The sequence below is a fragment of the Streptomyces sp. NPDC001137 genome (assembly GCF_040298885.1).
Classification (GTDB): domain Bacteria; phylum Actinomycetota; class Actinomycetes; order Streptomycetales; family Streptomycetaceae; genus Streptomyces.
Window position 1 is genome coordinate 217,025 of the sequence record NZ_JBEPBA010000002.1, and the last position, 13,448, is coordinate 230,472.

Here is a 13,448-nt window from a genome sequence, read left to right on the forward strand (position 1 = left end):
TTGTTGGGGGCAGTCGGCGCTGAGATGGTGCCTCACGCGCCTCAACACCCGTATCGAGGCGCATCCTTCCGCAGAGGAGTCCAGAGATGCGCTACCTCTTCGCGCTGCCCAGACGCGCCGCCGTCACTCTCGCCGTCTGCATCACCCTCGCGGGCCTGCTGTCGGTGCCGGCGCTCGCGGCATCCCCCGCCCGGAACGGCGCCACCCCCACGACACCGGCGGGGAAGACCCCGCCACCCACCGGCTCGACCGCCACCGCCACCGCCACCGACCGGCCGGCCGTACAGGGCCGCCCGTACACCACGGCTCAGCTACCGCCGTCGAAACCGGCTCCCTCCCGGACCCGGTCCGCCACGGAGACCGAACCGAAGTCCACGCCGAAGCCGGTCTCGTGCACCCCGGCCGACTTCGCAAGCAGGACCGGTTCAGCGCTCGTCACCTTCGTCGAAGCCTCGACCACGGGCTGCGTCAACACCCTGTTCGCCGTGACGGGCACAGACGCCCGCGACATCTTCCGCCAGTCCCAGATGGTCACCGTGGCGAAGGCCTTCACACGAGAGGCGCAGCGCTACCGGGGCGACAACTCCTTCGGGGTGTGGCAGCTCGTCCTGTTCCTGCGGGCCGGCTACTACGTCCAGTTCAACCACCCGTCCGACGTCGGGCCCTACGGTGCGGCCCTGGCCCAGGCCACCACCCGTGGCCTGGACGCCTTCTTCGCCAACCGGCGCTCCCGGGACGTCACCGCGGCGAACGGAGACGTACTGGGCGAGACCGTCGTCCTCACCGACAGCGCCGACCAGCAGGCCCGCTACCTGAGCGTCTATCAGCGCCTGCTCAACGCCTACGACCGCTCCTACGACGCGGTCCCCGGCATGCTCACCGCCGTCAACGACGTCTACACCCCCCTCTGGCGCGGCAACTGGAACCCGGACTACGTCAAGGCCGTGACCGCCGACCCGGGCATCGCCCGGACGCTGCACGGGTTCGCGCTGGGGCACCTGGACCTGCTCGGCACCGACCGCGCCTACCTGGACTCCAACGCCGGGATGAACCTCGCCCGTTACGTCGAACACCCCGCGCTGCGCGCCACGGTCCAGCCGCTGGCCAAGGACCTGCTGAACAACTCGGAGATCACCGGTCCCACGGCCGGCCTGTGGGTCGCGGTGGCGACCCAGGCCGACTACTACGACCGCCCCGACTGCTCGTACTACGACATCTGCGACCTGACCGCCCGGCTGACCGACGCGGCCCTGCCCGTCACCCACACCTGCGACGCGACCCACACCGTCCGGGCCCAGGCGCTCACCTCCGCCGAACTCGACGCCGTATGTGCCGACCTCGGTGCCCAGGACCCGTACTTCCACGAACTCGTCAAGGACGACGGCCCCATACCCGGCCAGTACCTGTCGACGGTGCAGCTCGTCGTCTTCGCCAGCCGCGCGGACTACCGGACCTACGCCGGAGCGATCTACGGCGTCAGCACGGACAACGGCGGCATCACGCTGACGGGAGACCCGGCCGACCCCGCAAACCAGCCGCTCTCGATCATGTACCAGAAGCCCTCCGACGACGGCTTCACGGCCCGCGTCTGGAACCTCAACCACGAGTACACGCACCTCCTCGACGCCCGCTTCGACATGCAGGGCGACTTCACCCGGCAGACGTCGGTGCCGGACGTCTGGTGGATCGAGGGCCTGGCCGAATACGTCTCCTACGGCTACCGGGGCATCACCGACGAGCAGGCGGTCGCCGAGGCGGGCAAGCACACCTACCGGCTGAGCACGCTGTTCCAGAACACCTACGCCAACAGCGATGTGATCCGCACCTACCCCTGGGGCTATCTCGCCGTCCGCTACATGTTCGAGAACCACCCGGCGGACATCCAGCGCATGCTCGCCCGCTTCCGGGCCGGCGACTACGCGGGCGGATACGCCGTCTACAACTCCGGCATCGGCACCCGCTACGACGCCGACTTCGACCAGTGGCTCACGGCGTGCGCCGCCGGCGCCTGCTCCGACACGCCCGCCCCCAGAAGGCGTAGCGCGCCGGTGATGTAGGCCGGACGGGGCTGTGGCCAGTGCTGGGGCGCGAGCGGCGTGCTGAATTCGCGGCGCAGGTGGGGGTGCCGGACTCCCTGCGGATGCGCAGCGGGCCGAAATGGAGTATGGAGCGCCCAAGATCCCAAATTACTACTTAGTGCATGTATATGCTCACACTAAGTAGTCAACCCAGGGCTTCGCGCCCAGGTGAGAAAGGGTCAACCATGCGCAAGTTTCAGCGCGCTGCGGTCGTAGCCGCAGCGGTCGCGGGGCTGTCTGTTCTCGGTGTGGGTGTCGGCTTCGCCGACGACGCCGACGGGCCGCGGCAGGCCACCGAAGTCACCCCGCATTGGCACTTCGCGCCGGTGGAGAGTTCCAAGAAGGCGGCTCCGGAGCAGGCGCCCAGATACACCGTGCCGGAGTTGGATCTCAATCGGTTCATCGATGCGTTCGTCGCCCCGGCCTCCAAGGATTCGAGCGAGAAGTAGCCAGGCGTCACAGGGGCGAGCGGCTCCGTAGTCCGCACCCTGGTCGGCCCACATCCGTCAGAGCAGCAAAGGCAGCCCGGACGCGCCGAACCCCATCGGGGTGCGCGCCTGGGCTGCTGTGTTCTCCGCATTTCGCATTGTCCAGGGCCCGGGGTCCTCGCCGGTCGACGGCGAGGGGATCCGGGCCTCGCCCGTGCCCGGCATCCGGCAGACGTCCCGTCCCCCCGGAGAGTCGGAACGGAAAGAGCCCCGCCAAGGGGAAAACAATCATCCGTATTCACGAATGCCGGACCCGGCGGTGCCCCGTCCGGCATTTCTGCTTTCTGGGTAGCGGCGGCCGACCGGGTTTTTCCGGGCATGCGAAAACCCCGGTGCCCCGGCTTGCGGCCGGGGCACCGGGGTGAGCTATTTCCTACTTACCGCCGACGCTGTTGTTGCAGCCCATGGACGAGCCCAGCGAGGTCGACTGTGCGCCCTCGTTGCCCTCGCCGTTCAGCGCGCCGCCCAGCAGGCCGTTGAGCAGTCCGACCTGGCCGAGGATGTCCAGGTTCAGGTCGTGTGACCTGCAGGTGGTGCTCTGCAGGACGGTGGTGCCGCCGCCCTTGCCGCCGCCGTCGTGGGCCTGAGCGGTGCCGGCACCCAGGAGGCCGACGCTGACGGCGGCGACCAGGACGGCAGCCTTGCGAAGCTGGTGCATGTCATCTCCGGTGGAGTGAAGTGGATGCGACCTGCGATAGATCGACTTCGTGCAGTTGTGGAGGTTAATAAGAAATATCCCCGGAACATCCGGCGGCGCGCCGAATTCGGGGAATCACTCACTACCTTGGTCGATGGCCGGAAATACGCCTTGTGAGTGAATGGCGGCGTAATCAGATATTGAAGTCAGCCAACTTGGCCGGGCACCGGGCGAGTTGTTGCGCACCCTCTGCGGCTGACGCACGCTGGTCACATGGGTGAGCACGACGGCCCCACGCTGATCTCCTCCGTCCAGCGGGCCTTCCGGCTGCTGGAGGCGGTGAGTGCGCACGAGAACGGCGCGCCGGCGAAACAGCTGGCACGGGAGACGGGGCTGCCCCTGGCCACCGCTTATCACCTGCTGCGGACGCTGGTCCACGACGGATACCTGCGCAAGCTGGGCGACGGCGGGTTCGTGCTCGGCGACAGACTGCAGACCCTGCAGACCACGGGCCGTGGACAGGCACTGCTCAGCCGGGTCCGGCCCACGCTCGCCGCGCTGCGGGACGAATTCGCCACCGCCGCCTACCTCACCTTCTACGAGGACGGCGAGATCCGCGTCGCCGAGATCGTCGACAGTGCCCGGGCGCCCCGCGTCGACCTGTGGGTGGGGTTCGAGGACGCGGGGCACGCCACCGCGCTGGGCAAGTCCGTGCTGCGGGAACTGGACGAGGAGGCCCGCAAGGACTACCTGTCCCGCCATCACCTCGCCGACCTCACTCCCCGGACGATCACCAGCCGGCCGGAGCTGCTCCGCAGGCTGGACACCTCACCCGTGGCCCCGGCCGTCACGGACCTGGAGGAGTACAGCCTCGGCACGGTCTGTGTCGCCGTCCCCGTCTACAGCGGCGACACCCTCGGCTCGCTCGGCGTCTCGATGCCGGCGGAGCGGCTCTCCCGGCTGCCGGAGATCCGGGCGCGGCTGCTCCCGACGGCGGACCGCGTGACGAGGGGCCTGTCGCTCACTATCTGAAAATCCTCTGCTTGTGACGGCCCGGACCGACCGCGTTTCCTGGATGAAACAGACATTTCAGTGGTGGGCTCCCGGACCGACGCGCCCCGCACAGGTGAGGACTGCAGAGACACGATGAGTCAGGCCCGAGACCATGGCGGACACTGGCCGATACGGTCGCTCAGACGCGCCGTCGCGCAGCTGGCCGCGGGGGCGCCCGTCCTGCCCGTGCTGATCGTCTCCGTGATCGTGCTCGCCGACCTGGCCGGCGGAGCGGGGATCACCTGGCTGCCGATGCTCGCGGCCGGGCCCGCCCTGGCCGCCACCACCAACGGTCCGCGCGGTGTCCTGTGCGTCGGCCTCCTCGCCGCGGCGCTGGGCTTCACGCTCGGCACCCGCAACGGTGTGCCCGGCAGCGAGCTGGCGGCCGTACTGTCCGCCCTGGCGGCCGTCACCCTGGCCAGCGGTCTGGCCAGTTGGCTGCGCGGACGCCGCGAACGGGTACTCGCCGCCGTCCGCTCGGTGGCGGAGACCGCCCAGCATGCGCTGCTCGCTCCCGTCCCGGCGACCGTCGGCCCGTTCCAGGTGGCCGTCCGCTACAGCGCCGCCGCTGCCGAGGCCCGTATCGGCGGCGACCTCTATGCGCTGATTCCCACCCCGTACGGGGTACGGCTGATCGTCGGCGATGTGCGCGGCAAGGGGCTGCCGGCGGTGGGAACCGCCGCGCTGGTGCTCGGAATCTTCCGGGAGGCCGCCTACGACGAGCCCGATCTCCTGGCCGTCGTCGACAGGATCGAGCGGAGCCTCGCGCGCAACCTGGGCAGCGACGACTTCGTCACCGCCGTGGTCGCCGGATACCCGAAGGCCGGGCAGCTGGAGGTGGTGAACTGCGGACACGCGCCACCGCTGCTGGTGCGCGCGGACGGCAGCGTCACGGCGGTGGAGTCCGCGCATCCGGCTCCGCCGCTCGGGCTGCGTGGGCTCACCGGTCACACCCCCGGCCTCCAAGTGCTGCCCTTCGCCGAAAGGGATCAACTGCTGCTCTACACCGACGGCGTCACCGAGGCCCGCGACCGCGGCCGGGCGTTCTATCCGCTCGACGAGGGGCTGGCGCGTCATGTGTCCGACGAGCCCGCCCGCACCCTCGGGGCGCTCCATGACGAACTGCTGGCACATGTCGGCGGCCGTCTCCACGACGACGCGGCGCTGCTCCTGATCCGCAAACCGGCCCACGGCGAGACGGCGTGCGACGTGGAGCCCGGCGGCAGGGACCTGGCCTCCGAGGCTGCGTGAGCAGTGCCGGCTTCACCGTGCCGCGGTTCGGCCGGCGGCCGGTTCTCGCCAGGCCTCGGCCGCTGTGAGCGGAACCAGGACCGGTGGCAGGGCCGAGGTCGTCAGTTCGATGCGGCGTCCCTCGGCCGCCGAGCGGAGCAGGGCGGTCATCGTCTCCAGCACGTGCAGGGCGAGATCGCCGCTCGCCCGAGGCGGCCGCCGCCCGTCGGCGGCGATGAAGTCGAGCAGGCCCAGGCCGCGTGCCCCGTCGGCATAACCCGCCGACGGCGGGAGCGTGCGCCACTGGGTGCCGCCGAGTTCGAAGAGCCGCACCTCGCCCTCGAAGTGGTTGGGATCCGGCACCGTGAGCGTGCCGGTCTCGCCGTGGAGCTCGATCGGGGCGGCCGTGGTGGCCACGCCGTCGAAGCTGGTCGTGATCGTGGTCAGGGCACCGCCCATGTGCTCGAGCACACCGGAGACATGACTGTCCACCTCGACCGGAATCCGCTCGCCCGCGCGCGGGCCGGAGCCGATCACGCGCTCGCCGCGCAGCCGGCCGGCCGCCCCGATCACGGCACGCACCGGACCCAGCAGATGGACCAGGGACGCTAGGTAGTACGGCCCCATGTCGAGCAGGGGGCCGCCACCGGCGGTGTAGTAGAAGTCGGGGTGGGGATGCCAGCGCTCGTGTCCGGGAGTGACCATGACGGCCGAGGCGAACTGCGGGCGCCCGATGCTCCCCGCCTCCACGGCCGCCCGCGCCGTCTGCACTCCGGTGCCCAGCACCGTGTCCGGCGCGCACCCCACACCGACTCCCGCCTTCTCGGCGGCTGCCATGACGGCCTGGGCCTCGGCGAGGGTGGCGGCCAGCGGCTTCTCCCCGTAGACGTTCTTGCCGTGGGCGATGGCGCCCAGGGCTATCTCGGCGTGCGCGGCGGGGACGGTCAGATTCAGCACCGTGTCCACCTCCGGACTGCTCAGCAACTCCTCGACGGTCAGCGCCCGGGCGTCGGGCAGCTCGGCGGCGACCGCGGCGGACCGCGCGGCGTCGAGGTCGGCGACCGCGGTGACATGTACGGCGGGATGGCCGAGGAGCGTGTCCAGATAGGCGCGGGAGATGACGCCGAGACCTACGACGCCGATGCGGTGCGCGTCGCCCACAGCATGCCCCTCTCGATGACGGTGCGGACGCTCGGGTTCTCCAGTACGTCCAGGCTGTGCCCCGGTGTCGTCACCACGATCCGCCCGGCTCCCCACTGCCGCGTCCAGATCGCCGGTGAGGTGACGGGCCGCTGCCAGGGCTGCCAGGGCCGGGCGGGGTGCGTGGTGGTCGCCAGGACGTCGATCAGGTCGTCGTGGAGCACCCAGTACTGCTCGGTGCACAGCTCGAAGTCGTCGAGCCCCTTGGTGACGGGGTGCTCACGCCCGAGTTCGGTGATGTCGATGGTGTGCGGCAGGAAGTTGTCCTCCGCCTCGCCCCGGCGTTCGCACGGCTCCTTGCCGGGGTGGCACGCGAACTGGCCTCCCACCAGTTGGAGATAGTCGGAGGAGGCACGGAAGGAGTCGGCGATACCGCCGTGCCAGCCGGTGAAACCGGTGCCGGCCGCGACCGCCGCGCTCAGTCCCGACACCTGCTCGGCGGTGATCTCCGACATCGAGACGCACTGCACCACCAGGTCGGTGCGCGCCATCTCGGCGGTATCGGCGTAGACGTCGGGCGACTCCTCGACCCGGACCGTGAAACCGCTGCTTTCGAGGAAGGGCAGGAACAACTCCGTGGCCTGGACCGGCCGGTGCCCCTCCCATCCGCCGCGGACCACCAGGGCTTTCTTCGGCTGCATCGTGTTCCTTCACCCCGTCGTACGGAGTCCTCACTATGCGCCAGTCACCCGCGCCCGGCAACGGGCTGCCGGATGCGCGAAAGTTTCGCACCCGCCGAGCCCTCGACCACGGGCACCCGCCAACTCACGGGCGCCCCCTACGGCTTCCTCCCCGAGTCAGCGGGCTGCCGAGGTGCCCGAGGCGTGGGCGTCGACCAGCCAGCAGGCGGCGGTGAAGCGAACCTCGGTGCCCTGCACGAAGGGGTCGAACGCGGCGCGGACCGTGTCGGTGACGTGTGCGCGGGTCTGCTCGTCGACCCGGCCCAGGGCCAGACCGACCGGACCGAGACGGGTGAGGTAGTGGACCAACTCGTTCTCCGGCAGGGCACAGGGCACATCGATCGGCCGGATGTCGATCCCCGCCCAGCCGCTCTCCGCCAGGATGCCGCGGACCCGGTCCGCGTCCGCGAAGGCGAACTGCCCCGGCTCGTCCGGGCGGCGGACGGGCAGGTCGGGCAGCAGCGGTGCCGCGGCGCGTTCGGCCGTCGTCATGAACGGGTTCTCCGCCGGGTCGCGCCAGGCGATGAACCGCAGCAGGGCGCCGTCCGTCGCGGCACGCCGGAGGTTCGCGAACGCCTGTACGGAGTCCTTGAAGAACATGACACCGAAGCGTGAGATGACGGCGTCGAAGGCGGCGGGCTCGAAGGCGTGGTCCTGGGCGTCGCCGAGGACGAAGGACGCCGGTGCGCCCTCCCGTTCTGCGCGCGCCCGGGCGGCCGCGATCACCGGTTCGGAGATGTCGACGCCCACGCTGCGCCCCGCCGGAGCGAGCCGGCGGGCGACGGCCAGCGTGACGCCGCCGGTGCCACAGCCGACATCGAGCACTCGGCCCGCATGTGCGTCGGCCACGGCATCGACGAGCAGGTCCTCGAAGGGCTTGAACATCTCGTCCAGCACCGTCTGCAGCTCGACCCAGGCATTGCCGCCGGGCCCCTTCCAACGGGCCGCCTGATCGTCATCGCTCCCGCGCGCGACGTTCATGATCGCCTCCTCCGCTTGCCTTGGTCCGGTCGGGATGACACCGTGCCACTTCAAGTCGACTTGAGGTAAAGAGGATGACAGAACTGGACATCGCCGAGGTGGTGCAGCGCGCCGGAGTCCCCGCTTCCACGCTGCGCTTCTACGAGGAGAAGGGGCTGATCGCCGCCAGCGGCCGGCGGGGTCTGCGGCGTCAGTACGACCCGGCCGTACTGGAGCGCCTGGCGCTGATCGCGATGGGGCGCACCGCCGGGTTCTCGCTCGACGAGATCGCGCACATGTTCGCGCCGGACGGGCAGCCGCGCATCGACCGCGAGGCGCTGGCGGCCAAGGCGGAGGAGCTGGACCGGACGATCCGCGAACTCGGCGCCCTGCGCGACTCCCTGCGGCATGCCGCGGCCTGCCCCGCGCCGAGCCACATGGAGTGCCCCACCTTCCGCCGCCTGCTGAAGGCGGCCGCCTCCGGCCTCTTCGCCGTACCGGGGAAGCGGGCTCCGCGCTCACCGCGGAAGCGCTGACGGATTCCGCGGTGAGCGCGGAGCGACAGGGCCTCAGGCCGATTCGGCGTCGTAGGTCTGCCGGGACTGCTCGACCTTTTCGAGGTTGTCGGCGGACCATTCGGCGAGATGCGCGAAGAGCGGGGCGAGGCTGCGGCCGAGCTCGCTGATCTCGTACTCGACCCGGGGCGGGACCTCCGGGTGGTAGGTGCGCACGACGAGACCGTCGCGTTCCAGCTGCCTCAGCCGCTGGGTCAGGACCTTCGGCGTGATCCTCGCGATGCGCCGCTCCAGCTCGACGAACCGCTGCCGGCCGTGCGTGTGCAGGCTCCACAGGATCGGTGTGGTCCACCGGCTGAACACGATGTCCACGACCGGACCGATCGGACAGGCGACTTCCGGATCGGTCCCGGCAGTTGCCGCCCGCGTGCCCTTGACCGCCATGAGCATCCCTCCGGGATAGCCACTTTCCTCTAGGTACCTACTATACCGGCGGTGTTAGCGTCCTCGAGGCGCCCGGAGAACAGCACTCCGCGGCGTTCCGGCCCGATCGGGGCATCGACAACACACCATAGAAACAGGGGAGTTGACCGTGATCGTAGTGACGGGGGCGACTGGCAACGTCGGCCGATCGCTCGTGCAGACCCTCGCAGCCGGCGGTGCTCGGGTGACCGCGACATCCCGGGCCGTCTCGGCCGCGGACGCGCCGCACGGCGTCCGCCACCGACAGGCGGACCTGACCGATCCGGAGAGCCTGAGGCCGGTGTTCGACGGCGCCGAGGCGCTGTTCCTGCAGAACGGCGGCCCCAGCGCGCACCTGCTCAGGCCGCGGGACATCCTCGACATCGCCAAGTCCGGGGGGATCGAGCGGGTCGTGCTGCTGTCCTCCCAAGGGGTCGCGACCCGGCCCGAGTCGGCCTCGCACGGGGGTGTCGCAGGCGCCATCGAGGACGCCGTCCGGCAGTCGGGCCTCGACTGGACGATCCTGCGGCCCGGCGGCTTCAACTCCAACACCTACGCCTGGGCCGAGTCCGTGCGCACCCGCCGGGTGGTCGCCGCGCCGTTCGCCGACATCGGCCTGCCCACCGTCGACCCGGACGACATCGCCGAGGTCGCCGCCGCGGCACTGCGCGAGGACCGCCACGCCGGACAGACGTATGAGCTGACCGGACCCGCCCTCATCACGCCCCGGCAACAGGCCGAGGCGATCGGCGACGCGCTCGGCGAACCGGTGCGCTTCATCGAGCAGACCCGCGACGAGGCCCGCGCACAGATGCTGCGGTTCCTGCCCGAGCCCGTGGTGGACACGACCCTCGCCATCCTCGGCGAGCCCACACCCGCCGAGCAGCGCATCAGCCCCGCCGCCGAACAGGTCCTGGGCCGCCCGCCCCGCACGTTCGCCGACTGGGCGCAGGGCCATGTGGCCGCATTCCGATAGGCCGTCGTACCTGCCCAAGGCCGGGGCGGGCTCCGCCGACTGATCTGCGGCAAGGCTCGCTCGGCCGCGGCGGCGCAGACTTGCCAAGCCTTGGGCGGGCTCCGCCGGTTGGTTTCTGGCGAGGCCCGTTCGATCACGGCTGCGCAGACCTGCCCAAGTCGTGGGCCGGCTCCGCCGGTTGGTCCCGCGAGGCCCGATCGGCCGCGGCGGCGCAGTCTCAGACCGTCTGCAGGACAAGGCCGTGCCGTTGTGGGCGAGCTCCGCGTGTCGAGCAGCGCGTCAGTCCCGACGCCGAGCAGGCCTTGGGCCGCCTGCCCCGCACGTTCGGTGACTGGGCGCAGGGCCATGTCGCCGGGTGCCGATAAGTGCTCGAACCTGCCCAAGGCCTGGGCAGATTCAGCCGATCGGTCTCCGGCGAGGCCCGCTCGGCCGCGGCGGCGCAGTCTCAGACCGTCTGCAGGACAAGGCCGTGCCGGTGTGGGCGAGCTCCGCGTGTCGAGCAGCGCGTCAGTCCCGACGCCGAGCAGGCCTTGGGCCGCCTGCCCCGCACGTTCGGTGACTGGGCGCAGAGCCATGTCGCCGGGCGCCGATAAGCGCTCGCACCTGCCCAAGTCCTGGGCGGGCTCCGCCGATTGGTCCGGCGAGGCCTGTTCGGTCACGGCAGCGCAGGCCCTGGGCGGGCTCCGCCAATTGGCCTCTGGTGAAGCCCGCCCAGCCGCCCCGGCGCCGTCTCAGGCCGTCTGCAGCGTCAGCCCGTACCGGTTGAGGATCTCGTTGACCGGCTGGTACCAGGTCTCGCCTCCGGAGCTGCAGTTGCCCCAGCCGCCGGAGGTGACGCCCTGTGCCTGGTCGCCGCTGATGAAGGAGCCGCCGGAGTCGCCGGGCTCGGCGCACACGCTCGTCTTCGTCAGCTCGTGGACGGCGCCCTGGCTGTAATTGACCGTCTCGTTCTTGGCCAGGACGGTGCCGCAGTGCCAGTGCGAGGTGGAGCCGGAGCGGCAGATGGACGCTCCGACGGGGGCTTCGGCGGAACCGCGCACGAGCTGGTCGGAGACCGTGCCCCAGCCGAGCACCACCGGCACGGTCCACCAGCCGCTGCCCACGTTGACCCAGGCGTAGTCGTTGTCAGGGAACGACGAGCCCTGGAAGTTGCCGACATAGGAGCCGTCCCAGCCGTACACCGCGCCCGTGTGCTGGTCGCAGTGCCCGGCGGTGACGAAGCCGCCGTACACCGAGAAGCCTATGGAGCAGCGGACGTTGCCGGTGTAGTACGGGTCGCCGCCCACGGTGCCTGCGGCGAAGGTCCGCGGCGCGTCGGCGGTCTGCCGCACGGTGACGGGGCCGGCCTGGCGGGCCCGGGCCAGGAAGGTCCGGACATCGTTGTCACGACGGTGTGCGGTGACGACGTTCACGACGACCTTGTTGGTCTTGGCGTCGACGTACCAACTGCCGATGCCCGCGGGCGCGGAGAGTGCGTCGATGCGTGCCTTCACCGCGTCCAACTGCCGCGCGCTGTGCCGCACCAGGCGTACGGTCGCGCCGGTCGCGCGCACGGCTTCGGTGTTCGCGCCGCGGGTGACGGCGACGGTCAGCTTGCCGCTCCCGGCGTCGAACCAGGAGCCGCCGTACGACGACCCGGCGGCGCGCTTCGCCTTCCGTTCCACCGCCGTCGCCGTCTTCTCGGCGGCCAGGCGCGCTTCGGCCTGACTCCTCGTCAGGCCCATGTCGTGCTGCATGGCGGAGAGGAGGGAGGTGGAGGCCGGGGGTTCTGTGGAGCGTGAGGGGGAGTCGGCGGCGGAGGCCGGCACGGCACTCGCGGTGGCCCAGCTGCCGAGCAGCAGGAGTGCGGACAGTGCGGTGCGCATGGCTGTTGTGCGTCTCAAGGGAGTGGTCCCTTCGTTGTTCCAGCAAAGTGGGGGTGGAACAGCAGAACGTTGAGAGCGCTCTCACTTCATGCGCGGCAGAGCCTAGCGGGGGATCGAAGGGAGGTCCATACCAATTCCGAGCGGGATGGAAACCGGATGAGTCGATCACCGTGGGGGTCGCGGCTCGCGCGAACGCCCATCACTGCACGGGGGGTTGTCCTGACATTCCCCCGCACCTAAGGTCACCTTCGGGCGCAAGCGCTTTCTGCATCAGGCCAGGTATGGCGACCACCCCCACACCGCGCCCCGAGGAGTGCGCATGAGCATTCGCGTCAGTCACGCGTACGGCGACCACATCGCGGTCGCGGCGCCGGACGGCACCGAGATCCTCCGCTACGTCTACCGTCCCGACCCCGATGCCTTCGAGGCGCGCAAGCCCTACGCGCACCCGGTGCGCACCCTCGCCGGACGCACCGTGACCGGCTACCGCCCCAGCGACCACCGCTGGCACAAGGGCCTGCAGATGACGGCGAGTCATCTCTCCGGGCAGAACTTCTGGGGCGGCAACTGCTATGTCCACGGCCGCGGTTATCTGCCGCTGCCCGACCGCATCGGCTCGATGCGCCACGACGGCTTCCCCGCGTTCACGGTCGAGGACGACCGGCTCGCCTTCACCGAGGCCCTCACCTGGGTGGAGAACGGCGGCGCCGAGTGGGCGCGCGAGCAGCGCGGGCTCATCGTCCACTCGGTCGACGAGGAGGCAGGCGCCTGGGCCCTGGACTGGTCGATCCACCTCACCAACCTCCGCGAGGAGCCCCTGGCCTTCGGCTCGCCCACCACCGAGGGCCGCGAGATGGCCGGCTACACCGGACTTCAGTGGCGCGGCCCCCGCGACTTCACCGGTGGCACCGCCTTCGGCCCCGACCTCGACGGGGGAGCGGGCACGGACGCGGGCAAGCTGATGGGCACCCAGGGCCCCTGGCTGGCCTTCACCACCGAGCACGACGACGTCGACGCCCACTCCACGCTCGTGTTCGCCCATGCCCCCGAGAACCTCGACGCGCAGTCCGCGATCCACGACTCGCACTGGTTCGTGCGCTCGGAGCCGATCCCCACGGTCGCGTTCTCCTGGGCGTTCTTCGAGGAGTTCGAGCTGCCGCCCGGCGAGTCCTTCGCCTACCGCTACCGGCTTGTCGTCGCCGACGGCGCCTGGGACCGCGACCGGGTCGCCGGCCACCTGGCCGGTCTGGCGTGGTGACCGGCCGGTCTTGAGAGCAAGCAGCCGTGAGGAAAAGAGGTGACCT

General features: G+C 70.7%; 13 protein-coding genes. 7 read left to right on the plus strand and 6 right to left on the minus strand.

Features of this window, described 5'->3' with window-relative positions; translation table 11 throughout:
* Window positions 1-86 precede the first annotated feature (86 nt).
* Window positions 87-2,057, plus strand: a complete 1,971-nt coding sequence (locus ABT254_RS03945) for a collagenase (RefSeq protein ID WP_351463213.1) — start codon at window positions 87-89, stop codon at window positions 2,055-2,057.
* Between the two features lie 206 nt (window positions 2,058-2,263).
* Window positions 2,264-2,527: a hypothetical protein gene (locus ABT254_RS03950; RefSeq protein WP_351463215.1), complete on the plus strand. Its 264-nt coding sequence runs from the start codon at window positions 2,264-2,266 to the stop codon at window positions 2,525-2,527.
* A gap of 412 nt (window positions 2,528-2,939) precedes the next feature.
* Here ABT254_RS03950 and ABT254_RS03955 read toward each other — a convergent pair whose 3' ends face one another.
* Complete coding sequence (locus ABT254_RS03955) at window positions 2,940-3,224, minus strand: hypothetical protein (protein ID WP_351463217.1); 285 nt, start codon at window positions 3,222-3,224, stop codon at window positions 2,940-2,942.
* 252 nt (window positions 3,225-3,476) lie between these two features.
* Here ABT254_RS03955 and ABT254_RS03960 point away from each other — a divergent pair, with 252 nt between their 5' ends.
* Together ABT254_RS03960 and ABT254_RS03965 are read left to right on the plus strand one after the other, a co-directional pair.
* Complete coding sequence (locus ABT254_RS03960; protein WP_351463219.1) at window positions 3,477-4,235, plus strand: IclR family transcriptional regulator; 759 nt, start codon at window positions 3,477-3,479, stop codon at window positions 4,233-4,235.
* A 114-nt stretch (window positions 4,236-4,349) separates the two neighbouring features.
* Window positions 4,350-5,507: a PP2C family protein-serine/threonine phosphatase gene (locus ABT254_RS03965; protein ID WP_351463221.1), complete on the plus strand. Its 1,158-nt coding sequence runs from the start codon at window positions 4,350-4,352 to the stop codon at window positions 5,505-5,507.
* A gap of 12 nt (window positions 5,508-5,519) precedes the next feature.
* On the opposite strand, the gene ABT254_RS03970 is transcribed toward ABT254_RS03965, so the two are convergent.
* The 3 genes from ABT254_RS03970 to ABT254_RS03980 form a co-directional block, all read right to left on the minus strand.
* On the minus strand, window positions 5,520-6,647 hold the full coding sequence (locus ABT254_RS03970; protein ID WP_351463223.1) for a Gfo/Idh/MocA family protein: 1,128 nt from the start codon (window positions 6,645-6,647) through the stop codon (window positions 5,520-5,522).
* Window positions 6,617-7,327: a ThuA domain-containing protein gene (locus tag ABT254_RS03975; protein ID WP_351463225.1), complete on the minus strand. Its 711-nt coding sequence runs from the start codon at window positions 7,325-7,327 to the stop codon at window positions 6,617-6,619. Before ABT254_RS03975 ends, ABT254_RS03970 begins: the two co-directional genes overlap by 31 nt.
* 156 nt (window positions 7,328-7,483) lie before the next feature.
* A complete protein-coding gene (locus tag ABT254_RS03980; protein WP_351463227.1) occupies window positions 7,484-8,347 on the minus strand; it encodes a class I SAM-dependent methyltransferase in 864 nt (287 codons plus the stop codon).
* Window positions 8,348-8,421: 74 nt separating this feature from the next.
* On the opposite strand from ABT254_RS03980, the gene ABT254_RS03985 reads away from it, so the two are divergent.
* Window positions 8,422-8,862: a helix-turn-helix domain-containing protein gene (locus ABT254_RS03985; protein ID WP_351463229.1), complete on the plus strand. Its 441-nt coding sequence runs from the start codon at window positions 8,422-8,424 to the stop codon at window positions 8,860-8,862.
* A gap of 33 nt (window positions 8,863-8,895) precedes the next feature.
* Here ABT254_RS03985 and ABT254_RS03990 read toward each other — a convergent pair whose 3' ends face one another.
* On the minus strand, window positions 8,896-9,291 hold the full coding sequence (locus ABT254_RS03990) for a winged helix-turn-helix transcriptional regulator (protein WP_450750694.1): 396 nt from the start codon (window positions 9,289-9,291) through the stop codon (window positions 8,896-8,898).
* Between the two features lie 142 nt (window positions 9,292-9,433).
* Here ABT254_RS03990 and ABT254_RS03995 point away from each other — a divergent pair, with 142 nt between their 5' ends.
* Complete coding sequence (locus tag ABT254_RS03995) at window positions 9,434-10,279, plus strand: NAD(P)H-binding protein (protein WP_351463233.1); 846 nt, start codon at window positions 9,434-9,436, stop codon at window positions 10,277-10,279.
* Window positions 10,280-11,010: 731 nt separating this feature from the next.
* Here the strand turns inward: ABT254_RS03995 and ABT254_RS04000 are convergent.
* Window positions 11,011-12,144 (minus strand): S1 family peptidase, encoded by a 1,134-nt coding sequence (locus ABT254_RS04000; protein ID WP_502971924.1) that lies wholly within the window; start codon window positions 12,142-12,144, stop codon window positions 11,011-11,013.
* Window positions 12,145-12,463: 319 nt separating this feature from the next.
* Here ABT254_RS04000 and ABT254_RS04005 point away from each other — a divergent pair, with 319 nt between their 5' ends.
* The gene (locus ABT254_RS04005; RefSeq protein WP_351463237.1) at window positions 12,464-13,402 is read left to right on the plus strand and encodes a DUF6807 domain-containing protein; all 939 of its coding nucleotides are present in this window, start codon (window positions 12,464-12,466) and stop codon (window positions 13,400-13,402) included.
* Window positions 13,403-13,448: the final 46 nt, after the last annotated feature.